We start from the raw sequence: 21,128 nt of genomic DNA on the forward strand, positions 1-21,128 counted from the left end.
CGGCTCAGCCTTGCCGGCTCTCGGTCATGGTCTGGCAATAGGCCTTCATCTGCTCGGGCAGGTCGGTCGGGCAGACGCCGCACTGGCGGTTGCCGGGCACGGCGTGGTCGATGAACTTGGGGTACGGCAGGTTCAGCCCGGCCATCAGCTGCGCAAATTCCTCGAGCGAGCGGCCTTGGCCGAGGCGCGGGTTGCGCTGCTTTTCCTGGCCGATCGACGAGACACGACGGCCGTTGTAGTCGTGGCCGGGGTAGACCAGCTGGTCGTCGGGCAGCGCGAACAGCTTGTCGGTCACGCTGCGGTAGAGCGCGGCCGAATCGCCGTTCTGGAAATCGGTGCGGCCGCAGCCGTCGATCAGCAGCGCGTCGCCGGTGAACACGCGCTCACCCGCCACGAAGGCGAAATGGCTGTCGGTGTGGCCGGGCGTGTGCAGCGGCTCGACCGTGAGGCTGCCGAGCTTGAGCGGCCGGCCTTCGACGATGCCGATGTCGGCGCACGGCAGCCGGTCCATCGCCGCCACGCCGATGCGGCTGTTGACACGCTGCTTGAGGTGCAGCGCGGCGGTGATGTGGTCGGCGTGAATGTGGGTGTCGAGCGTCACCATCAGGATCAGCTCCAGCTCGCGCAGCAGCGCCAGGTCGTGGTCGATGCGGTTGACCACCGGGTCGATCAGGATTGCCTGACGGGTGTCCTCGCAGCCGATCAGGTAGGTGTAGGTGCTCGAAAGCGGTTCGAAGAGTTGCCTGAAGATCATGGTTCGGCCTCCGGTGGGCGGGGAAATTGCATGCTTACAGCAGGCTTGCACGGCTAGACTGCGCGCCTTCAAGAATAGCTTCGACCTAGGAATCACCCATGGATCTGCCCGCCCACCAATTGACGATGACGGTGCTGATGACACCCGACACCGCCAACTTCGCCGGCAACGTGCATGGCGGCACCATCCTCAAGCTGCTCGACCAGGTGGCCTACGCCTGCGCCAGCCGCTACGCCGGGCGCTACGTGGTGACGTTGAGCGTCGACCAGGTGATGTTCCGCCAGTCGGTGCACGTGGGCGATCTGGTGAGCTTTCTGGCCAGCGTCAACTACACCGGCACCTCGTCGATGGAGATCGGCATCAAGGTGATCGCCGAGAACATCCGCACCCAGGAGAAGCGCCACGTCAACAGCTGCTTCTTCACGATGGTGGCGGTGGACGACGACCGCAAGCCGGTGGCGGTGCCGGCGCTGCGGCCGTTTTCGCCCGACGAGCGGCGCCGCTACGCCGCCGCCGAGTTGCGCAAGCAGCTGCGCCAGGAGTTCGCGCTGCGCTTCGAGGCGGTGCGTTCGTCGGCGCCGGCGCTCGGCAGCGATCTCTGAACCCGCGGCGGCTCGCCGAGGCTCAGCTGAACAGCCGCCGCGCCGCCAGCGTGCCGGCGGCCAGATCACGTTCGGCGAGCTTGGCGTAGAGCGTGGCCAGCTCCTCGGCGATCTGCGGGAAGGCCGCAGGCTGCAGCAGCTGGCCCTGGTCGTCGAACACCTGGGCGTCGAGCGTGATCGCCAGCGCCTGGCCGGCGGCGCACCAGGCGTTGAAGGGCTCTTCGTAGGCGGGGGTCTGGGGCACGTCGAACATCAGGGTCAGCTCGCTGACCTGGGCGTCCTTCGGGTCGTCGGCCATCGCGGCCTGGGGGTCGAACTGCAACGCCAGCATCGGCGGCGCACCGTCGATGCTGGCCGGCAGCACCAGCCGACCGGCGGTCACGCCGTGCACGAAACCGTGGCGCGCGGCGTGCACCGCCACCACGGCGACCGGCCAGGCCGCACCACGCGAGCGCAGGCGCATCGCCAGCTGGGCATCGTGCGCGCTGGCAAAGGTGTCGAGCTCGCGCCCGCGGGCGACCACGTCGAGCATGTCGGGGAAATCGGGCGTGGCGCCCACCGCGTCGGCAAAGGCCTGCACGATCTGCACGAACTCGGAGAACTCGATCTCGTTGATCGGCCCGAGCCGGTTGGCCAGCTGCACGCCGGCCTGCAGCTCGCTGTACCAGGTGTTGAGCACCGGCAGCTCCCACTCGCCGGTGAGCGAGTGGCGGCCCTCGATGGTGAACGGCTTGCCGCCGGCGCGCCGGCTCGGCGGCAGGTGCAGCAGCACGGTCTCGCCCGAGACATTGCCCTCGAGCGCGAGGTTGGCGATGCCGTCGATCAGCGCGTCGACCCGCGGCGAGTAGATCGGCCGGCGCACCGGCAGGTGGATCACCGGGTCGATGCGCTGCGATTCGCCCGGCACGCCGCTGCCGCTGTCGGCGGCCATGCGTGCGGCGATGCCATCGGCCTCGCCGGCCGGCGCCATCGGATCGTCGAAGCTCGGTTCACGCGGCGGCTGATGCGGCTGCGCCGGTGCGGGGCTGCTGCGGCGCACGCCGCCGGCACGCCGGGTCTGCCAAGCGCTGTGTGCCAGCAGCGCCGCCAGCACCACGCCGCCGAGCACCGCCAGCCAGAGTTGCAGAGAGTTCATCGCGCTGCCATTTCCTGAGCTCGCTCCGGGACGTGTGGGTGTTCTTGAACGGCCGTCATCATGCCTCAGCCATCGACAGCGCCGAGTCCATGTCGACCGCCACGATGCGCGACACGCCCTGTTCCTGCATCGTCACGCCGATCAGCTGCTGGGCCATTTCCATCGCGATCTTGTTGTGCGAGATGAACAGGAACTGCGTGCCGGCGGACATCTTCTCGACCAGCTTGGCGTAGCGCTCGGTGTTGGCGTCGTCCAGCGGCGCGTCCACTTCATCGAGCAGGCAGAACGGCGCCGGGTTGAGCAGGAAGATCGCGAACACCAGCGCGATCGCGGTCAGCGCCTTCTCGCCACCCGACAGCAGGTGGATGGTGCTGTTCTTCTTGCCCGGCGGCTGCGCCATCACCTGCACGCCGGCATCCAGGATCTCGTCGCCGGTCATCACCAGCCGGGCCTGGCCACCGCCGAACAGGCTCGGGAACATCTGGCCGAAACCTTCGTTGACCTGGTCGAAGGTGCCCTTGAGCAGGTCGCGGGTCTCGATGTCGATCTTGCGGATCGCGTCCTCGAGCGTGTTCATCGCGCGCGTCAGGTCGTCGTTCTGGGCGTCGAGAAAACCCTTGCGCTCGCTCGCCGCCTTCAGCTCGTCGAGCGCGGCCAGGTTGACGGCGCCGAGCGCGGCGATCTCGCGGTTGATGCGGTCGATCTCGGTCTGCAGGCCGTAGAGCTTGACGGCGTCGGCCTCGATGCCGGCGGCGAGCATCGCCAGGTCGACCTCGGCGGCCTGCAGCTGCTCCATGAACTGCGCGCCGCCCAGGTGCGCGGCCTGCTCTTCGAGCTGCAGGCGGGTGATCTCGTCGCGCAGCGGCTGCAGGCTGCGCTCGAAGGCCAGGCGCTGCTCGTCGGCGCGACGCAGTTGCGCCGACAGGTCGTCGTAGCGGCTGCGCGCAGCGCCCAGCACCTGCTCGCGTTCGAGCCGCAGCGCCAGCGCCTCCTGCAGGCCGCCCTCGGCCGCGGCGTCGTCGAAGCGGGCGAGTTCGTCCTCGATCTGCGCGGCGGCGTGCGCGTTGGCGTGCTGCTGCGCCACCGCGGTCTCGATGCTGCGCTGCAGCTCGCCGCGCCGCGCCGCCAGCGCGCGGGCCGAGAACTGCGCCTCCTGCGCCGCGCGCTCCAGGCTGCGCAGCTTCTCGCGGGCGTCGGACAGGCGGCGATCGGCGGCGATCACCGCTTCTTCCAGCTCGGCGTGGCGCTCCTGTTCGGTGCCCAGCGCGATGTCGAGCTCCTCGAAACGCGCCTCGCCGGTCATGCGGCGCTCCTCGTTTTCTTCGAGGTTGGCGTCGATCTCGTGCAGCTCGGCGTCGAGCTGGTCGCGCCGCTGGGTCGCCTGCTCGGCCTGCTGGGCCAGGCGCAGCACGTCGACCTGCAGCTGGTGCGCGCGGGTCTGAGCCTCCTGCGCCTCGCGTCGCACGCGCGCCAGGCGCATCGCGGCGTCGGTGTACTGGGCTTCGGCGCGCACCAGCGCGCTGCGCGCCTCGTCGGACAGCAGCGCCTGGGCGCGACCTTCGAGCTCGAGGTTCTCGATCTCCTGGGCGCGCGCCAGCATGCCGGCCTGCTCGGCGTCGGGGGCGTAAAAGCTCACCGCGAACTGGCTCACCGCGTGGCCCGCGGCGGTCATGATCACTTCGCCGTGCGTCAGGCGCTGGCGATTGGCGAGCGCCTCGTCCAGGCTGGCGGCGGTGTAGACACCTTCGAGCCAGTCGTTGAGCAGCGCCTTCAGGCCCGGGTCGGCCAGGCGCAGCAGGTCCGACAGCCGCGGCAGCGTCTGGTGGCTGTTGGCGATGGCCGACAGCGGCGCCGTGTAGAAGGCCAGCTTGGCCGGCGGCGGATCGAGCTCGAAAGCCCGCACGGTCTCGATGCGGCCGACGGCAAGCGCGCCGATGCGCTCGCGCAGCACCGCCTCGAGCGCGGTCTCCCAGCCGGTCTCGATGTGGATGCGCGTCCACAGACCGGCCAGGCCGTCGAGGCCGTGCTTGGCCAGCCAGGGCTTGAGCTTGCCTTCGGTCTGCACCTTCTCCTGCAGCGCCCGCAGCGCCTCGAGCCGGGCCTTGACCGCAGCCGCGCGCGCCGATTCGCTGTTGACGAGGTTCTGCTGGTGGCGGCGCTGCTCGTCGAGCGTGGGCACTTCGGCGGCCAGCTCCTGCAGCTGCTCGTCGGCCAGCGCCTGCTGTTCCTGCGCCTGTTCGAGCTGGGCGCGCAAGCCGGCCAGGTGATCGAGATCGGGCGCGACCAGACCGCGGCGCTCGCCGGCCAGGCGGTCGCGGCGCTGGTTGAGCTCGCGCCGGCGCTCGTCGAGGTTGCGCGACTGCGCGGCCAGCAGCTGGATCTGCTGCTGCACCTCGGCGGCGCGGGCGCGCTGCTGGTTGGCGGTGTTCGTGGCGGCGCGCACGGCGTCCTCGAAACCGGGCAAGGCCATCGCCTGGTCTTCGGCCTGGGCGGCGAGCACCTCGCCCTGCTCCTCGGCGGCGGCGATCTGGTCGGCCAGCGTCTCCAGCTCGGTCTCGGCCTGCTCGCGGCGCTGCGTCCACTGCGCGTTCTGGGCCTGGCTGTCGGCCAGGCGCTGCTGCGCGCGGGCACGGCCTTCGACGACATGGCGGATGCGCTCCTCGAGCCGGCTCACCTCCATCGACACCTCGGCCAGCGCGCCCTGGGCGGCGTGCAGCTCGTCGTTGGCGCCGAAATGCTGCTGGCGCACTTCCTCCAGCTCGGCCTCGACGTGGCGCAGCTCGGCCAGGCGCGATTCGAGCGCGTTGGTGGCGGTCAGCACCGCCTCGCGCACGCGGTCCTGCTCGGAGGTGGCGTCGCGGTGTTTCAGGAACCAGAGCTGGTGCAGCTTGAGCGTGCCGGCGTCCTGCAGTCCGCGGTAACGCTGCGCCACCGCGGCCTGCGCCTCCAGGCGCTCGAGGTTGCTGTTGAGCTCGCGCAGGATGTCGTCGACGCGGGTCAGGTTCTCGCGCGTGTCCTTCAGGCGGTTCTCGGTCTCGCGGCGACGCTCCTTGTACTTGGAGACACCGGCGGCCTCTTCGAGGAACAGCCGCAGCTCCTCGGGGCGCGATTCGATGATGCGGCTGATGGTGCCCTGGCCGATGATGGCGTAGGCGCGCGGCCCCAGGCCGGTGCCGAGGAAGACGTCCTGCACGTCGCGCCGGCGCACCGGCTGGTTGTTGATGTAGTAGCTGCTGGTGCCGTCGCGGGTGAGCACGCGCTTGACGGCGATCTCGGTGAACTGGTTCCACTGGCCGCCGGCGCGCGCGCTGGCGTTGTCGAAGATCAGCTCGACGCTGGCACGGCTGGCCGGCTTGCGGTTGCCGCTGCCGTTGAAGATGACGTCCTGCATCGACTCGCCGCGCAGCTCGCTGGCCTTGCTCTCGCCCAGCACCCAGCGCACCGCGTCCATGATGTTGGACTTGCCGCAGCCGTTCGGGCCGACCACGCCGACCAGTTGGCCGGGCAGCTGGAAATGGGTGGGCTCGGCAAAGGACTTGAAGCCGGAAAGCTTGATCGAATTCAGTCGCATAGGGCTCGGGAAAGGCGGGCGCGATGATAGCGGCGCCCCCCGCGCCGATAATGCCGGCCCATGAATCCGCTCCTCTCACGCCTGCAGCCGTATCCGTTCGAGCGGTTGCGCGCGCTCATGCAAGACATCGTGCCGAATCCGGCCCTGCGACCGGTCAGCCTGGGCATCGGCGAGCCCAAGCACGCCACGCCGCAGTTCCTGAAGGACAGACTCAGCGCCACGCTCGCCGGCCTGGCCGCCTACCCCGCCACCGCCGGCCTGCCCGAGATGCGCGCCGCCTGCGCCGCCTGGGTGCAACGCCGCTACGGCGTCAGCGTCAATCCGGCCACCGAGGTGCTGCCGGTCAACGGCTCGCGCGAGGCGCTGTTCGCGCTGGCGCAGACCGTGATCGACCCGACCCGCGACGCCGATCGCGGCGGCCCGGTGGTGGTCTGCCCGAATCCGTTCTATCAGATCTACGAGGGCGCGGCCTACCTGGGCGGCGCCACGCCGGTGTTCGCCAACAGCGACCCGGCGCGCAACTTCGCCGCCGACTGGAACCAGATCGACGAGGCCACCTGGGCCCGCACCCAGCTGCTGTACGTCTGCTCGCCCGGCAACCCGGCCGGCGCGGTGGTGCCGCTCGACGAGTGGGCGCGGCTGTTCGAGCTGAGCGACCGGCACGGCTTCGTGATCGCGTCCGACGAGTGCTATTCGGAGATCTGGTTCCGCGACGAGCCCCCGCTGGGCGCGCTGCAGGCCGCGCAGCAGCTCGGCCGCGACTTCACCCGGCTGGTGGTGCTGACCAGCTTGTCCAAGCGCTCCAACGTGCCGGGGCTGCGGTCGGGTTTTGTCGCCGGCGATGCGCAGATCCTGAAGAACTTCCTGCTCTACCGCACCTACCACGGCAGCGCGATGGCCACGCCGGTGCAGCACGCCAGCATCGCCGCCTGGAACGACGAGGCGCACGTGGTCGAGAACCGCGCGCTCTACCGCACCAAGTTCGCCCAGGTCACGCCGGTGCTGGCCGAGGTGATGGACGTGGCGCTGCCCGACGCGGCCTTCTACCTCTGGGCCCGCGTGCCCGACGACGTCTGCGGCGGCTCGGACACCACCTTCGCGCGCGAACTGCTGCGTCAATACAATGTGGCGGTACTGCCGGGCAGCTACCTGGCGCGCGAGGCTCACGGCGTGAACCCGGGCGCCGGCCGCATCCGCATGGCGCTGGTCGCCGAGGTGGATGAATGCCTCGAAGCCGCCCAGCGCATCGCCGCCTTCATCCGCGCCCAGCGCGAGCCGGCATGAGCCGCACCCATCGTCATTCCCACCCTCCCTCACTCCAACAACATCGCATCATGTCCAGCCAACTCCAGCAAGTCATCGAGGCCGCGTGGGAAGACCGCGCCAACCTGTCCGTCGCTTCCGCCCCGGCTGCCGTGCGTGAGGCCGTTGCCCATGTGCTGGGCGAGCTCGACGCCGGCCGCATCCGCGTGGCCGAGCGCCAGGCCGTGGGCCAGTGGCAGGTCAACCAGTGGGTCAAGAAGGCGGTGCTGCTGAGCTTCCGCCTCAACGACAACGTGGTGATGGGCGACGGCGCGCTGACCTTCTTCGACAAGGTGCCCAGCAAGTTCGGCGGCATGGACGAAGCCGCGCTGCGCGCCACCGGCGTGCGCGTGGTGCCGCCGGCCGTGGCGCGGCGCGGCAGCTTCATCGCCCGCGGCGCGATCCTGATGCCGTCCTACGTCAACATCGGCGCCTACGTCGACGAAGGCACGATGGTCGACACCTGGGCCACCGTCGGCAGCTGCGCGCAGATCGGCAAGAACGTGCACCTGTCGGGCGGCGTCGGCATCGGCGGCGTGCTCGAGCCCCTGCAGGCCGGCCCGACCATCATCGAGGACAACTGCTTCATCGGCGCGCGCTCGGAGGTGGTCGAAGGCGTGGTGGTCGAGGAGAACTCGGTCATCTCGATGGGCGTCTACATCGGCCAGAGCACCAAGATCTACGACCGCGCCACCGGCGAGGTGACGTACGGTCGCATCCCGTCGGGCTCGGTGGTGGTGAGCGGCAACCTGCCGTCGGCCGACGGCAAGTACAGCCTGTACTGCGCCGTGATCGTCAAGCGCGTGGACGCCCAGACCCGCGCCAAGACCAGCATCAACGACCTGCTTCGTGGCTGAAGCGCCCGGCACCGGACAGCAGGGTCCGAACATGACCAAGAATCTGGAGCGCATCCTTCGGCTGATGGCCGAAAAGCGCGCCTCCGACGTGTTCCTGTCGGCCAACATGCCGGTGCTGATCAAGATCCACGGTCAGATCATGCAGCTGACCCAGGATCAGCTGGCGCCCAACCAGACACGCCAGCTGCTGGCCGAGATGCTGACCCACACCCAGCTCGAGGACCTGGATGAAACCGGCGAGCTCAACGTCGGCCTGCAGCTGCCCGGCGTCGGCTCGTTCCGGCTGTCGGCCTTCAAGCAGCGCGGCACAATCGCGGCGGTGTTCCGCTGCATGCCCACCGAGGTGCCGACGATCGAGTCGCTCAACCTGCCCGACAGCCTGCCGGCGATCGCGCTGGCGCGGCGCGGCCTGGTGCTGATGGTGGGCGCCACCGGCTCCGGCAAGAGCACCACGCTGGCGTCGATGATCCAGCAGCGCAACCGCACGGTGGCCGGGCACATCCTGACGATCGAGGATCCGATCGAGTTCCTGTTCACCAACTACAAGTCGGTGGTGAACCAGCGCGAGGTCGGCCGCGACGTGCAGTCGCTGCAGATCGGCCTGAAGAACGCGATGCGCCAGGCGCCCGACTGCATCTTCATCGGCGAGATCCGCGACCGCGAGACCATGAGCGCGGCGCTGTCGTATGCACTGTCGGGCCACCTGGTGCTGTCGACGCTGCACGCCAACAACAGCCACCACGCGCTCAACCGCATCCTGTCGTTCTACACGCCCGAAGCACGGCCGGCGCTGATGTCGGACCTGGCGTCCGGGCTGAAGGCCATCGTCTCGCAGCGCCTGCTGCGCTCGACCCGCGGCGGCCGCATCCCTGCCTGCGAGGTGCTGCTCAACACCCAGCTGATCGCCGAGCTGATCGACCAGGGCAACTTCGGCGGCGTCAAGGAGGCGATGGAGCGCTCGATCGCCGAAGGCTCGCAGACCTTCGAGCAGGACTTGGCGCGGCTGATCTCCGAAGGCCTGGTGACGCGCGAGGAAGGCCTGAGCCATTCCGATTCGCCCACCAACCTGCTGTGGCGGCTGCAGAACGAGGCGCACGGCGGCAAACGCCAGCCCGAGCCCGAACCCGAGGCCGAACCCGGCCCGTCGTTCACCGAGATCACGCTCGACGTGCATTCGGCGCAAGCCAACCGCGGCCGTCGCAACCCGCTGCTGCGGCCGTTGCCGACCAACACCAAGTCGAACTGACTCCACCGAGCCCTTCAACGGGGCGGCCCGGCCGCCTCGCCGACGCGATGCACCTGCCCACACTCTCCCTGGTCGAAGAACTGATCGCCCGGCGCTCGGTCACGCCCGACGACGCCGGCTGTCAGGCGCTGATCGCCGCCCGCCTGGCGGCGCTCGGTTTCGAGATCCACGCCCTGCCGCACGGCCCGGCCGACGCGCGGGTCGACAACCTGTGGGCGATCCGGCGCGGCCAGGGCGACGGCCCGACGCTGGTGCTGGCCGGCCACACCGACGTGGTGCCCACCGGCCCGCTCGAACGCTGGCACAGCGACCCCTTCGTGCCCTCCCACCGCGCCGGCCTGCTCTACGGCCGCGGCGCCGCCGACATGAAGACCTCGCTGGCGGCGATGGTGGTGGCGGTGGAGGAATTCGTCGCCGCCCATCCGGTGCACCGCGGCAGCGTGGCCTTCCTGCTGACCAGCGACGAAGAAGGACCGGCGGTCGATGGCACCGTCAAGGTCTGCGAGTGGCTGGCCGCGCGCGGCGAGCGGCTCGACGCCTGCATCGTCGGCGAGCCGACCTCGGTGCGCCAGCTCGGCGACATGATCAAGAACGGCCGCCGCGGCTCGCTCTCCGGGCGCCTCACGGTGGTCGGCCAGCAGGGCCACATCGCCTACCCGCACCTGGCCAGGAATCCGATCCACCTGGCCGCGCCGGCGCTGGCCGAGCTGGCGCAGCAGCGCTGGGACGACGGCAACGAGCACTTCCCGCCGACCAGCTGGCAGATGTCGAACATCCACGCCGGCACCGGCGCCACCAACGTCATCCCCGGCGAACTGGTGGTGGATTTCAATTTCCGCTTCTCGACCGAATCGACGCCCGAGAGCCTGCAGCAGCAGGTGCACGCGCTGCTCGATCGCCACGGCCTCGAGCACCGCATCGCCTGGACCCTGGGCGGGCGGCCCTTCCTGACCCGGCCCGGCAGCCTGACCGACGCGCTCAGCCAGGCGATCACCGCGGTCACCGGCCTGCGCACCGAGCTGTCGACCACCGGCGGTACCTCGGACGGGCGGTTCATCGCGCAGATCTGTCCGCAGGTGGTCGAGTTCGGCCCGGTCAACGCGACGATCCATCAGGTCGACGAACACTGCGAGGTGGCCGCCCTCGGGCCGCTGAAAGACATCTATCGACGCACGCTGGAGGCGATGCTGGCATGAACCCCACGAGTCCATCACCGGCCGATCAGGCCGGATCGGCCGCAGTCGCCCCCGCCATCGACGCGACCACTTCGACCACCACGACCGTGCACGCCCTGGTGCAGGCGATGAGCACGCGACTGACGCAGGCCGGCGTCGCCTTCGGCCACGGCACCACCAATGCCCGCGACGAAGCGGCCTGGCTGACGATGTGGAAGCTCGGCCTGTCGCTCGACGCCTACGACGAAGTGGCCGATTCGCCGGTGTCGCCCGCCAACGTGGCGGGTGTCGAGGCAGTGATCGCGGAGCGCATCGCCAGCCGCAAACCCGCTGCCTACCTGACCCACGAGGCCTGGCTACAGGGCGTGCCGTTCTATGTCGACGAACGCTGCATCGTGCCGCGCTCGTTCATCGCCGAACTGCTGGGCGACCCGCAGTACGGCGACATGCTCGACGCCTGGCTGAGCGATCAGACCCGGCGCGTGCTCGACCTGTGCACCGGCAACGGCAGCCTGGCCGTGCTGGCCGCGATGGCCTACCCGGACGTGGTGGTCGACGGCGCCGACCTGTCGCACGATGCGCTCGACGTCGCCCGCATCAACGTCCAGCGCCACCAACTCGGCGAGCGCATCACGCTGCTGCACAGCGACGGCCTCAAGAGCGTGAACGGGCCCTACGACCTGATCCTGTGCAACCCGCCGTACGTCAACGCCCAGTCGATGGCAGCGCTGCCGCCGGAGTTCAAGGCCGAACCCGAGCTGGCGCTGGCCGGTGGCGCCGACGGCATGGATTTCATCCGTGCGCTGCTCGCCGATCTGCCGAAGAATCTGACCCCGCACGGCGTGCTGGTGCTCGAGATCGGCCACGAGCGTGCGCACTTCGAAGCGGCCTTTCCGCGCCTGCCCGCCATCTGGCTGGAAACCAGTGCCGGCTCGGATCAGGTCCTGCTGCTGCCGCGAGACGTGCTCGCGGCCTGAGGGCCGGCCGCGAAGGCGGTCGGCGATCGCTTATCCTAGGGGGTCGAGCAGCAGGCACCTGACCTGTTGCCATCCCCGCATCGCAAGGAGCAGCTTTTTTGGCGACCCCTAACTATTCCTACGAAAAGCGCCAGCGCGAGCTGGCCAAGAAGCGCAAGAACGAAGAAAAGCGCCAACGCAAGGCCACGCCGAACCGCAGCGATGACCCCAACGCCCCGGCGCATGACGAGCCGAGCGAAGGCGCTGAAGGCGCCGCAGCCGAACCGGGCACCACGCCACCCAACGCCTGAGTGCCGAACCGCCCGAAAGGGTGGCGATTTGACGAGACCGCGCCTTGAGCGCGGTTTTGTCATTCAGCGGCCGCGACGCGCCCGCACCGCCTCGGCCAAGGTGTCGAGCAGCGCGGCGGTGTCGTCCCAGCCGATGCAGGCGTCGGTGATCGACACACCCGGGCGCAGCGTCTGGCCCGGCACCAGATCCTGGCGGCCTTCATGCAGGTGGCTCTCGATCATCACGCCGGTGATGCGGCGATCGCCGGCGGCGAGTTGCGCGGCCACGTCGCGGCCGACGTCGATCTGGCGGCGATGCTGCTTCTCGGAGTTGGCGTGCGAGAAATCGATCATCACCTGCTCGCGCAGGCCGTTGACGCGCAGCGCCGTGCAGGCCTGCTCGACATGCGCGGCCGAGTAGTTCGGCTGCTTGCCGCCACGCAGGATGACGTGGCAATCCGTGTTGCCGCGGGTCTCGAAGATCGCCGCCTGGCCCATCTTGGTCATGCCCATGAAGGCATGCGAGGCACTCGCCGCGACGATGGCGTCGGCCGCCACCTTGATGCCACCGTCGGTGCCGTTCTTGAAGCCGACCGGGCACGACAGGCCCGACGCCAGCTGGCGGTGGCTCTGGCTCTCGGTGGTGCGTGCGCCGATGGCGCCCCAGCTCACCAGATCGGCGACGTACTGGGGGCTCAGCAGATCGAGGAACTCGGTGCCGGCGGGCAGGCCCAGCCCGACGATCTCCAGCAGCAGTTCGCGGGCGCGCCGCAGCCCCTCGTTGATGCGGAAGCTGTCGTCGAGCCGCGGGTCGTTGATGTAGCCCTTCCAGCCCACCGTCGTGCGCGGTTTCTCGAAGTACACCCGCATCACGATCAGCAGGTCGTCGCCCAGCCGCTCGGCCGCGGCGCGCAGCAGGCGCGCGTAGGCCAGCGCCTGGTCGTGGTCGTGGATCGAGCACGGCCCGACCACCACGATGAGCCGGTCGTCGCGCCCGGCCAGCACGCGGGCCAGCGCATCGCGCGAGGTTTCCACCAGCGCCTCGGCGGCCGCCGGCAGCGGCAGTTCGTCGAGCAGCACGGCCGGCGAGATCAGGGGCCGCACGGCGCTGATGCGCACGTCGTCGACGCGCGTGCTGTCGTCGGTCGAGGGGGCACGTCGGCCCGCTTCGTGGTCATGCTGCCAGTCGTCCACCATCTTGAATTCCTGTCTCCCGCCGTCAACGGCGCCCGGGCGCACGGACCATTCCGGCGCGCGCTGGATTATCGGCGTGCACCAGCGCCCCGCCGGCACCCTAGACTCCTGGCCATGAACGACATCGAATTCACTCTGCGCGGCGACCACATCGGCCTCGACGCCCTGCTCAAGGCCACCGGCCTGGCCGACAGCGGCGGCGCCGCCAAGGCGCTGATCGCACAAGGCCTGGTGCAGATCGACGGCCAGACCGAACTGCGCAAGACCTGCAAGGTGCGCGCCGGTCAGTGCGTGACGTTCGCCGGCTCTCGCGTGCTCGTGGCCGCCGGTGCACCGTAAAACGGCGGTCGAGGGAACTTGCGACGCGCGATCGCACTCTTACATTGGCCCTGGCTTCGCGAGTCTTGACAGAACCCTTGAATTCGCGAGCGCCAACGCCATCTGGCAAGGCATCAATCTCACAAACACCTGAGGACGACACAATGAAAAACTGGTTGCTGGCTGCCCTGATGGCGCTGGTTGCAGTCACCACCACGCTGCCTGCCGACGTCGAGGCCAAGCGCCTCGGCAGCGGCGGCTCTGCAGGCATGCAGCGCAGCATGCCCGCACGCAATGACAGCGCAGCAACGCCCGCCAAGCCGGCGCCTGCCGCGCAGCCGGGCCAGCAAGCCGGTCAACAGGCCGGTGCCGCACCGGCTGCAGCGCCCAAGCGCAACTGGATGGGACCGATCGCCGGCCTTGCCGCCGGTCTCGGCATCGCCGCGCTGATGAGCCATCTGGGCCTGGGCGAAGCGTTCGGCAACTTCCTGATGATGGCGTTGCTGGCGGTCGCCGCGATCGCGCTGGTGGCCTTCCTGATGCGCCGCTTCGGCAGCAAGGGCAAGACGGCCCCGGCTGCAGGCGACTGGGCGCCGGCGGGTGCCGGCGCCGCAGGCAGCAGCGCCGGCAGCGGCGCGCAGGTTGCCTGGCCGGCCGCGATGCAGCGCAGCAATGCGCAAGAAGGCAGCGCGGCAGCAAGCTTTGGCCAGGCCGGCAACTCGGCCGGATTCAATTCGGCTTCCGCCCCGGCCTTCGAGCCCATCGGGGCAGCGCCGACCGCCGCCGCCAACCTGCCGGCCGACTTCGACCAGGCTGGTTTCGAACGCATCGCCAAGATGATCTTCATCCGCATGCAGGCGGCCAACGACAGCGGTGACCTGAACGACCTGCGCAGCTTCACGACGCCGGAGATGTTCGCCCACATCCGCCTTGAACTGCAGGAGCGTGGCAACGCCCCGCAGACCACCGACGTGGTCGACGTGGCAGCCGAAGTGCTCGACCTGACCCGTGACACGGATCGCGACATTGTCAGCGTGCGCTACCACGGCCAGATCCGTGAAGCGGCGGGCGCGCCGGTGACATCGTTCGACGAGATCTGGCACCTGGTGCAGCCGCGTGACGGCAGCCGCAACTGGGCGATCTCGGGGATCCAGCAAACGAACTGAGCCACCTCTGCCCGCCTGGCGGACAGAAGACTCACCCCGAAACGGCGCCAAGGCGCCGTTTTTTTGTGCCCGGATCGATCAACATTCAGTCACAGCGGGCGCATCGACCCGATCACAGAATCGGCACGCCCGGGCCCTGACCCGGTACCACGCCACGGGAGTTCCTGATGATCGATCGACCAGCCCCCCGCCGCCTGCACTCGGCGCGCGAGCACCAGCAACTGCGCGCCGTTGCGGCACTGAGCCTCGGTGGCGTGATGCTGCTGACGCCGCTGTTCCTGCAGCCCAACCAGCGTCAGGCCTTCGACCTGCTGCTGCCGCTGGGCTGGTGTGCCGTGGCGCTGGGCGCGCTGTTGCAGTGGCGGGTACCGGCGGCGACGCCGGCGTTCCTCGCCCAGCAGATCGAGGCCGATCTGATGCACCACCGCCGCGTCCGCACCACCCGTGCAGCGTGATGATGCATCTGCTCGCCCTGCAACGTCACCCGCCGGGCTGGCTGGCCCTGGCCGTGATGGCGACCGCGATGGCGGTCTACACCTGGCCGCAGCGGCTGGACGCAGATGCCGTCTGGCAGATGCTGCAGCAACCCTGGCGATCCGCATCGACCGCTGCCGTCGAGGATTCGACCGACCCCGCGCTGCTGCGTCGCCCGACCGTCGTGGCCGGCGGATTCGATCCCTTCAGCCGCGCCACGGGAACGCCGCTGCCCGTGCTGGCCAGCATCACCGACCCGAGCCCGCAGCCACCGGGCGCGACCCAGGTCGTGCGCTGCAGATCCGGCGGTCGGGTCGTCTATGCCGACACCTGGTCGGCCTGTCCACGCGGCATGGGCGAATTGCTGTCGCTGGCGCGTTGAACGCTTGCACCGCGAAGGTCGACGGGTCGAGCTTCGACACGCCGGGTCGGATGGAAACAACAGGTGAGCATTCCGTCTAGCTGAAACTGCACAAATCATTCAAAGTTCTTGCGTGCAATTCAGCACGAGGAGGACTCAATGATGGACATGCAGTCGATGCAGACTTTTCTCAGCACCACCGTCAGCGATCTGGCGGTGAAGATCTTGGCCGCTGTCGCATTCTGGATCGTCGGCCGCTGGCTGATCGGCCGAGTGATTGCAGTCATGCAAGCGGCCATGAACCGCAATGCGGTCGATCCGACGCTGACCAAGTACCTCGGCTCGATCGTCGCGATCACGCTGAACATCACCCTGGTGCTCGGCATCCTGGGCTACTTCGGCATCCAGACCACCTCGTTTGCGGCCATGCTGGCCGGTGTGGGCGTGGCGATCGGCGCGGCCTGGAGCGGCATGCTGGGCAACTTCGCCGCAGGTGCCTTCATGCTGGTGCTGCAGCCGTTCAAGGTGGGGGATTTCGTCACCATCGGCGGCGTGACCGGCACGGTGCGCGAACTGGGCCTGTTCGGCACCACGCTGCTGACACCCGACAACGTGCAGACGATCGTCGGCAACGGCAAGGCCTTCAGCGACACGATCCAGAACTTCTCGTCCATGCCGGTGCGCCGCGTCGATCGCACCGCACAGCTCGCCGGCAGCGTCGACCCGCTGGACGCGATCGCGCGCTTCAAGGCCGCCGTCGCCCAGATCCCCAATGTGGCCACCAGCCCGGCCCCGGAGGTGAACCTGCTCGACTTCAACCTGGTCGGCTGCGTGATCTCGGTGCGTCCTTACACCCACACCGACCACTATTGGCAGGTCTATTTCGACACCAACGAAGCGATCGCCCGGGTCGCCAAGGAAGCCGGCTGGCCCGCGCCGACACCCAGCGCCATCCATCACATCGTCCCGGCGGCCTGAACCGACCCGCGGAAATTTGTTGCGCAGTGCAACAACAACCGCGGGTAATCCGCTACACTGCGCCGCGCACGCCCCATCCGTGGGGCGTTGCTGTCTCGTTCATCGGCTCTGACCTTCCTCTTTCCCTCACATCCTCCGGCAGACGGCCTTCTCGGCCAGATCTGCGGGGTTGCAGGCGCGGTCGGCGGCGATGCTGTTCGACCGGGCGGGCTTTCCTTCCCCCCAGATGTTTCGCGATCCCCTGCGCGTTGATGGATGCCGCGCCGGCTTCGTGTTGCCCTGCCCATGCGCGGTCGTCTTCCGACGACCACCTGCAAGGCTCCTTCCCGCAGAAACGGGCCGGCGCCATTGAAAGACTGAAGCAATCATGACCTTTGACACCCTTGGCCTGCACGAAGCCATCCTGAAATCCGTCACCGCCGCCGGCTACGACACGCCGACCGACGTTCAGGCACAGACCATTCCGCCCGCACTGCAAGGTCTCGACCTGCGTGTGTGCTCCAACACCGGCAGCGGCAAGACCGCCGCCTTCGTGCTGCCGGCGCTGCAGCGCGTGCTGGCTGCCCGCAACGACCCGTCGAAGGCCCGCGCCAAGGGCCAGGTCTGCGGCCCGCGCGTGCTGGTGCTCGCACCGACGCGTGAACTGGCGATGCAGGTCTCCAAGGCGGCCAGCACCTACGGCCAGCACGTGGCCGGCCTGCGCGTGGCCACCATCGTCGGTGGCGTGCCCTACCCGGCCCAGCTGGCCGCGCTGCGCAAGCCGCTCGACATCCTGATCGCCACTCCCGGCCGCCTGATCGACCACCTCAACAGCGGCAAGGCCGTGCTGGGCGACGTCGAGATGCTGATCCTCGACGAAGCCGACCGCATGCTCGACATGGGCTTCATCGAAGACATCGAGCGCATCGCCGAATCGCTGCCGCAAGAGCGCCAGACCGTGATGGTCAGCGCCACCTTCGCCGGTCAGGTCGGCCGTCTGGCGGACCAGATCCTGAAGAGCGACGCCAAGCGCATCGAGATCACCAGCCACACCGACAACCACGAGAACATCGAACAGCAACTGCTGTGGGCCGACAGCATCGAGCACAAGGCCAAGCTGCTCGAGCACCTGCTGACCGAACGCGAAATGCAGCAGGCGCTGGTCTTCACCAGCACCCAGCGTGACGCCGACGAGCTCGCCGCTCACCTGTACGAACTGGGCCACGCCGTCGCGCCGCTGCACGGCGGCATGCCGCAAGGTCGCCGCAGCCGCACGCTGATGGCGCTGCGCAACGGCGAGATCAAGGTCCTGATCGCCACCGACGTCGCCGCCCGCGGCATCGACGTGCCGACCATCAGCCACGTGATCAATTTCGGTCTGCCGATGAAGGCCGAGGACTACGTGCACCGCATCGGCCGCACCGGTCGTGCCGGCCGTACCGGCCGCGCGATCACGCTGGCCGAGCGCCGTGACGTCGGCATGATCCGCCGCATCCAGCAGTTCACGACCCAGACCATCCCGGTGACGGTCATCGCCGGCCTGGAACCGACCCGCCCCGCGCCGGAAATGTTCCTCAGCCGTGGTGCACCGCGTCGTGATGCCGGCCGTCCGCCGCACCGCGGTGCGGGTGGTTACGGCGCGCCGAGCGGCCGTGGCCGTCCGGGCCCGGGCGGTTTCAACAACCGTGACCGTGAAAGCCACGCCCCGCGTGACGGTGGTTTCGGCGCCGCGCCGCGCAGCCATTTCAATGGCAGCGACGGTGGTGCCGGTGGCCATCACCACCCGACTGGCGCACGTCGCCATGACGGCGATCGTAGCCCGGGCGCCCATGGTGGCGGCCGTCCTGCCGACCGCAGTGGTTTCGGTGGCCGCCCGCGCGGTTTCACCCCGCGCTAAAGGGTTGCTGACGCTGCGGCGTCAACACACTTCGAACCGGCCTCTGGGCCGGTTTTTTATTGCCTGGCGCGGATGTTCTGGGTCACGCGGGCAGGTATCGGGGCCAATGCACCTGGACCTCCAGACCGGGTTGCGCCGGGCGCAGCGTCAGCGTGCCGCCGTGCGCCTGCGCCACCAGCCGGCACAGATGCAGGCCCAGCCCGACGCCGCCGGTGTGGCGGGCCCGGGCGGCATCGGCGCGGTAGAACGGCTCGCTCAGGTGCGCCAGGTGTTCGGCATCGACGCCGGGGCCGTGGTCGCGCACGCTCAGCAGCAGCTGATCGCCGTCGGCTTGCAGGCGCACGATCACCTCGGCCGGCGCCGGCGCCAGCCGGCCGTGACGCAGGGCGTTGTCGATCAGGTTGCGCACCAGCAGGCGCCAGCGTGCCGGGTCGACGCGGCTCATCCCCAGCTGATCGTCGAGCTGCAGCTCGACCCGTGGCGCGGATTCGCCCGCACGAACCCCGCGGCTGTCCAGCACATCGGCCACGGTCTGACGCACCAGCGCGGCCAGGTCGGTGGCCTCGGGCTGAAGTGCGCGGTGGCCGGCAGCCAGGCGTTCGCTCTCGAGCAGATCGTTGATCAGCTCGCGCATCTCGCCCAGGTCGCGCAGCAGCGCATCGCGGGCGCTGCCTTCGTCGACCAGTTCGGCGTTCAGGCGCGCGCGTGTCAGCGGTGAGCGCAGCTCGTGGCTGATGGCCAGCAGCAGGGCGCGCTTGGCGTCGAGCATGTGGCGCAGTTCGCCGGCCATGGTGTTGATCTGGCCGGCGAGCTGGCCGAGCTCGTCGCCGCGACGCACGATGATCGGCTCGTCGAAATCGCCGCGGCCGTAGCGCACGGCACCGGCGCGGATCTCGGCCAGCGGACGCAACAGGTGGCGCATCACGGCATAGGCCAGCGCGGTGACCAGCAGCAGCAGCGCCAGCGTGATCCAGCCGATCACCCGCGGCTGATGACGCAACGGCACCTCGCCGAGGGCAAAGACGATGCGGTGGCCGTCGGCACTGCGACGTGTCAGCGTGAACGAACCACGCTCGCCCGACGGGGCCTCGGCGGCGTCGTCATCGGAGCGCATCCTCGGATGCATCGGCCGCCCCACCGCATCACCCTCGCCGCGCAACCACGGCGGGCGATGCATCGGGCGCAGCGGCAAGGGCTGGCGTGGCAGGCCGTCGGGGTGCGACGACCAGTTGACCTGCGGGCCTTCGATGCGCACGGCCACCGGCAGCCGATCGACAAGCGCCTGGGCGCGCGCCTCGTCGGGCGGGCTGCCGATGTCGGCGACCAGGCGGTCGACGTAATCGGCCACCAGCGGGCGCACCAGCGCACGCCATCCGCCACCGAGCGCACGCTGCATGCCGGTCATGAACGTGAGGGTCATGACCAGCGCGAGCAGCAGGAACAGCAGCATCAGCCGCACGCCCAGCCGCTGCAGACGCGGCGGCTGGCTGACGGGATCGCGCTCGGCCATGTCAGGCACCGGCACGGGGCGCCGCAGTCACGGCACGAGGCGGGCGCCGGCAAAGGCGTAGCCCGCGTTGCGCAGCGTCTTGATGCAATCGAGCGGCTCGAGCTTCTTGCGCAGCCGGCTGACCAGGATGTCGACCGCCCGCGTGAACAGGTCGTCGGACTCCTGCCCGCGCAGGCGGATCAGGATGTCGTCACGGCTGAACACCTTCTGCGGCTCGCGCGCCAGCAGCACCAGCAGCTCGAACTCGGTGCCGGTCAGTTCGACCGGCCGGCCCTGCACCAGCACCTGGCGGCGCTCGAGGTCGATCACGAGTCCGTCGAAAACGAGCGGGGTCGTGGACACCGCCGCCGCTGCCGGCGCGGGCGCACGCTGGCGCCGCAGGATGGTCTGCAGCCGCGCCGCCAGCTCGCGCGGCTCGAAGGGCTTGGGCAGGTAGTCGTCGGCGCCGAGTTCGAGGCCGATCACGCGGTCCATCACGTCGCCGCGCGCGGTCAGCATCAGGATCGGGATCTGGCTGGTCTTGCGGATTTCGCGGCAGACCTCGAAGCCGTCCATCTCGGGCAGCATGACGTCGAGGATCACCGCGTCATAGCCGCCCCCGGCCAGCCGCTGCAGGCCGAGGCTGGGACGTTCGGCGTGATCGAGGTCGAGGTCGAAACGGCGCAGATAGGCCGCCAGAGGCGCGGCCAGATGTTCATCGTCGTCGATCAGAAGCAGGCGCGGCATGTCGGAATGATCCCATGCGAAAAGGCGGCGAGCCTCGTCAGCTCGCCGCCCGTGCCACGGTCCAGCGACCGGAATCAGTCGCGATGGCGGCCCATGCCTTGGTGGCGACCGCCGCCACGCTTGGCCATGAACTCGCGCACCTTGGCCTGCTGCTCGGGCTTGAGGCTGTCGAAGAAATCGCCCGCCGCGGCGATCAGCTGCGGGCTGGCGGCCTTGACCGCGCCGGTCTTGGCATCGACCAGCGCCTGCGCCTTGCTGCGATCGAAGCGTTCACCGGCAATCAGCGCCTGCATGTCTTCGCGCGGGCCCTTGCCCGGCTCGCCCATCATGGCCTTGCGCTGCGCATGCATCTGGCTCATCAGCGTGGCCAGGCGCTGCTTCTGCGCGTCGTCGAGCGACAGCTCCTTGGTGGCGCGCTCGAGCATGCGCTCCTGCCGCTTGGCGGCATCGGCCTCGTTCATCGGGCCACGGTGATGGCCGCCGCCGCCGTGCATGCCCATCATCTCGCCGGCGCCGCCCATCGGGTCGCCACCGCCCATCGGGCCGTGTCCGCAAGCGGCCAAGCTGATGGCCATGCCCACGCCCATCAGGGCGAACAGACTGCGTTTGATCAGGGTTTGCATGATGCGTGTCCTTT

Annotated in this window: 20 protein-coding genes; 13 read left to right on the top strand and 7 right to left on the bottom strand. The window is 69.4% G+C overall.

Features of this window, described 5'->3' with window-relative positions:
* Positions 1-4: 4 nt before the first annotated feature.
* Positions 5-754 (bottom strand): MBL fold metallo-hydrolase, encoded by a 750-nt coding sequence (locus LCHO_RS12540; protein WP_012347532.1) that lies wholly within the window; start codon positions 752-754, stop codon positions 5-7.
* Between the two features lie 98 nt (positions 755-852).
* On the opposite strand from LCHO_RS12540, the gene LCHO_RS12545 reads away from it, so the two are divergent.
* Complete coding sequence (locus LCHO_RS12545; RefSeq protein WP_012347533.1) at positions 853-1,356, top strand: acyl-CoA thioesterase; 504 nt, start codon at positions 853-855, stop codon at positions 1,354-1,356.
* Positions 1,357-1,378: 22 nt separating this feature from the next.
* On the opposite strand, the gene LCHO_RS12550 is transcribed toward LCHO_RS12545, so the two are convergent.
* Both LCHO_RS12550 and smc read right to left on the bottom strand, forming a co-directional pair.
* Positions 1,379-2,491: a cell division protein ZipA C-terminal FtsZ-binding domain-containing protein gene (locus LCHO_RS12550; protein WP_012347534.1), complete on the bottom strand. Its 1,113-nt coding sequence runs from the start codon at positions 2,489-2,491 to the stop codon at positions 1,379-1,381.
* 58 nt (positions 2,492-2,549) lie between these two features.
* The gene (gene smc, locus LCHO_RS12555; RefSeq protein ID WP_012347535.1) at positions 2,550-6,062 is read right to left on the bottom strand and encodes a chromosome segregation protein SMC; all 3,513 of its coding nucleotides are present in this window, start codon (positions 6,060-6,062) and stop codon (positions 2,550-2,552) included.
* A gap of 60 nt (positions 6,063-6,122) precedes the next feature.
* Here smc and dapC point away from each other — a divergent pair, with 60 nt between their 5' ends.
* From dapC to LCHO_RS12585, 6 genes are all read left to right on the top strand, one after another.
* Positions 6,123-7,346, top strand: a complete 1,224-nt coding sequence (gene dapC, locus LCHO_RS12560; protein ID WP_012347536.1) for a succinyldiaminopimelate transaminase — start codon at positions 6,123-6,125, stop codon at positions 7,344-7,346.
* A gap of 50 nt (positions 7,347-7,396) precedes the next feature.
* A complete protein-coding gene (dapD, locus tag LCHO_RS12565; RefSeq protein WP_012347537.1) occupies positions 7,397-8,221 on the top strand; it encodes a 2,3,4,5-tetrahydropyridine-2,6-dicarboxylate N-succinyltransferase in 825 nt (274 codons plus the stop codon).
* 31 nt (positions 8,222-8,252) lie between these two features.
* A complete protein-coding gene (locus LCHO_RS12570; RefSeq protein WP_012347538.1) occupies positions 8,253-9,467 on the top strand; it encodes a PilT/PilU family type 4a pilus ATPase in 1,215 nt (404 codons plus the stop codon).
* Between the two features lie 47 nt (positions 9,468-9,514).
* Positions 9,515-10,663, top strand: coding sequence for a succinyl-diaminopimelate desuccinylase (dapE, locus tag LCHO_RS12575; RefSeq protein WP_012347539.1), 1,149 nt, complete (start codon positions 9,515-9,517; stop codon positions 10,661-10,663).
* Entirely contained in the window at positions 10,660-11,619 is a 960-nt protein-coding gene (gene prmB, locus LCHO_RS12580; protein WP_012347540.1) for a 50S ribosomal protein L3 N(5)-glutamine methyltransferase, read from the top strand. The genes dapE and prmB overlap by 4 nt, the downstream gene beginning before the upstream one ends.
* Before the next feature lie 98 nt (positions 11,620-11,717).
* Positions 11,718-11,909 carry a hypothetical protein gene (locus LCHO_RS12585; protein WP_012347541.1) on the top strand — a complete coding sequence of 64 codons (192 nt, stop codon included), beginning with the start codon at positions 11,718-11,720 and terminating at the stop codon, positions 11,907-11,909.
* Positions 11,910-11,972: 63 nt separating this feature from the next.
* Here the strand turns inward: LCHO_RS12585 and LCHO_RS12590 are convergent, their stop codons facing one another.
* Positions 11,973-13,085, bottom strand: a complete 1,113-nt coding sequence (locus LCHO_RS12590; RefSeq protein ID WP_012347542.1) for a 3-deoxy-7-phosphoheptulonate synthase — start codon at positions 13,083-13,085, stop codon at positions 11,973-11,975.
* A gap of 111 nt (positions 13,086-13,196) precedes the next feature.
* On the opposite strand from LCHO_RS12590, the gene LCHO_RS12595 reads away from it, so the two are divergent.
* The 6 genes from LCHO_RS12595 to LCHO_RS12620 all read left to right on the top strand — a co-directional run bounded on the left by LCHO_RS12595 (position 13,197) and on the right by LCHO_RS12620 (position 18,255).
* Positions 13,197-13,421: an RNA-binding S4 domain-containing protein gene (locus tag LCHO_RS12595; RefSeq protein WP_012347543.1), complete on the top strand. Its 225-nt coding sequence runs from the start codon at positions 13,197-13,199 to the stop codon at positions 13,419-13,421.
* A 44-nt stretch (positions 13,422-13,465) separates the two neighbouring features.
* Positions 13,466-14,566 carry a Tim44 domain-containing protein gene (locus LCHO_RS12600; protein ID WP_223210441.1) on the top strand — a complete coding sequence of 367 codons (1,101 nt, stop codon included), beginning with the start codon at positions 13,466-13,468 and terminating at the stop codon, positions 14,564-14,566.
* A gap of 167 nt (positions 14,567-14,733) precedes the next feature.
* Positions 14,734-15,021, top strand: coding sequence for a hypothetical protein (locus LCHO_RS12605; protein WP_012347545.1), 288 nt, complete (start codon positions 14,734-14,736; stop codon positions 15,019-15,021).
* A gap of 2 nt (positions 15,022-15,023) precedes the next feature.
* Positions 15,024-15,422 (top strand): hypothetical protein, encoded by a 399-nt coding sequence (locus LCHO_RS12610; protein WP_150105468.1) that lies wholly within the window; start codon positions 15,024-15,026, stop codon positions 15,420-15,422.
* 141 nt (positions 15,423-15,563) lie between these two features.
* Positions 15,564-16,379, top strand: a complete 816-nt coding sequence (locus LCHO_RS12615; RefSeq protein ID WP_043704276.1) for a mechanosensitive ion channel family protein — start codon at positions 15,564-15,566, stop codon at positions 16,377-16,379.
* Between the two features lie 367 nt (positions 16,380-16,746).
* Positions 16,747-18,255: a DEAD/DEAH box helicase gene (locus tag LCHO_RS12620; RefSeq protein ID WP_012347548.1), complete on the top strand. Its 1,509-nt coding sequence runs from the start codon at positions 16,747-16,749 to the stop codon at positions 18,253-18,255.
* Between the two features lie 82 nt (positions 18,256-18,337).
* Here the strand turns inward: LCHO_RS12620 and LCHO_RS12625 are convergent, their stop codons facing one another.
* The 3 genes from LCHO_RS12625 to LCHO_RS12635 form a co-directional block, all read right to left on the bottom strand.
* Entirely contained in the window at positions 18,338-19,765 is a 1,428-nt protein-coding gene (locus LCHO_RS12625; protein WP_012347549.1) for a HAMP domain-containing sensor histidine kinase, read from the bottom strand.
* 27 nt (positions 19,766-19,792) lie between these two features.
* On the bottom strand, positions 19,793-20,491 hold the full coding sequence (locus tag LCHO_RS12630) for a response regulator transcription factor (RefSeq protein ID WP_012347550.1): 699 nt from the start codon (positions 20,489-20,491) through the stop codon (positions 19,793-19,795).
* Between the two features lie 74 nt (positions 20,492-20,565).
* Positions 20,566-21,114 carry a Spy/CpxP family protein refolding chaperone gene (locus tag LCHO_RS12635; protein WP_012347551.1) on the bottom strand — a complete coding sequence of 183 codons (549 nt, stop codon included), beginning with the start codon at positions 21,112-21,114 and terminating at the stop codon, positions 20,566-20,568.
* Positions 21,115-21,128: the final 14 nt, after the last annotated feature.

This window comes from Leptothrix cholodnii SP-6 (genome assembly GCF_000019785.1).
GTDB lineage: Bacteria > Pseudomonadota > Gammaproteobacteria > Burkholderiales > Burkholderiaceae_C > Sphaerotilus > Sphaerotilus cholodnii.

Bases quoted from the DNA above. Each gene is read 5' to 3' on its own strand.
- dapD (WP_012347537.1), top strand. From the start codon at position 7,397: ATGTCCAGCCAACTCCAGCAAGTCATCGAGGCCGCGTGGGAAGACCGC.
- LCHO_RS12635 (WP_012347551.1), bottom strand. From the start codon at position 21,114: ATGCAAACCCTGATCAAACGCAGTCTGTTCGCCCTGATGGGCGTGGGC.
- LCHO_RS12630 (WP_012347550.1), bottom strand. From the start codon at position 20,491: ATGCCGCGCCTGCTTCTGATCGACGACGATGAACATCTGGCCGCGCCT.
- LCHO_RS12550 (WP_012347534.1), bottom strand. From the start codon at position 2,491: ATGAACTCTCTGCAACTCTGGCTGGCGGTGCTCGGCGGCGTGGTGCTG.
- dapE (WP_012347539.1), top strand. From the start codon at position 9,515: ATGCACCTGCCCACACTCTCCCTGGTCGAAGAACTGATCGCCCGGCGC.
- dapC (WP_012347536.1), top strand. From the start codon at position 6,123: ATGAATCCGCTCCTCTCACGCCTGCAGCCGTATCCGTTCGAGCGGTTG.
- LCHO_RS12620 (WP_012347548.1), top strand. From the start codon at position 16,747: ATGACCTTTGACACCCTTGGCCTGCACGAAGCCATCCTGAAATCCGTC.
- LCHO_RS12625 (WP_012347549.1), bottom strand. From the start codon at position 19,765: ATGGCCGAGCGCGATCCCGTCAGCCAGCCGCCGCGTCTGCAGCGGCTG.
- smc (WP_012347535.1), bottom strand. From the start codon at position 6,062: ATGCGACTGAATTCGATCAAGCTTTCCGGCTTCAAGTCCTTTGCCGAG.
- LCHO_RS12615 (WP_043704276.1), top strand. From the start codon at position 15,564: ATGGACATGCAGTCGATGCAGACTTTTCTCAGCACCACCGTCAGCGAT.
- LCHO_RS12595 (WP_012347543.1), top strand. From the start codon at position 13,197: ATGAACGACATCGAATTCACTCTGCGCGGCGACCACATCGGCCTCGAC.
- prmB (WP_012347540.1), top strand. From the start codon at position 10,660: ATGAACCCCACGAGTCCATCACCGGCCGATCAGGCCGGATCGGCCGCA.
- LCHO_RS12605 (WP_012347545.1), top strand. From the start codon at position 14,734: ATGATCGATCGACCAGCCCCCCGCCGCCTGCACTCGGCGCGCGAGCAC.
- LCHO_RS12590 (WP_012347542.1), bottom strand. From the start codon at position 13,085: ATGGTGGACGACTGGCAGCATGACCACGAAGCGGGCCGACGTGCCCCC.
- LCHO_RS12610 (WP_150105468.1), top strand. From the start codon at position 15,024: ATGCATCTGCTCGCCCTGCAACGTCACCCGCCGGGCTGGCTGGCCCTG.
- LCHO_RS12545 (WP_012347533.1), top strand. From the start codon at position 853: ATGGATCTGCCCGCCCACCAATTGACGATGACGGTGCTGATGACACCC.
- LCHO_RS12540 (WP_012347532.1), bottom strand. From the start codon at position 754: ATGATCTTCAGGCAACTCTTCGAACCGCTTTCGAGCACCTACACCTAC.
- LCHO_RS12570 (WP_012347538.1), top strand. From the start codon at position 8,253: ATGACCAAGAATCTGGAGCGCATCCTTCGGCTGATGGCCGAAAAGCGC.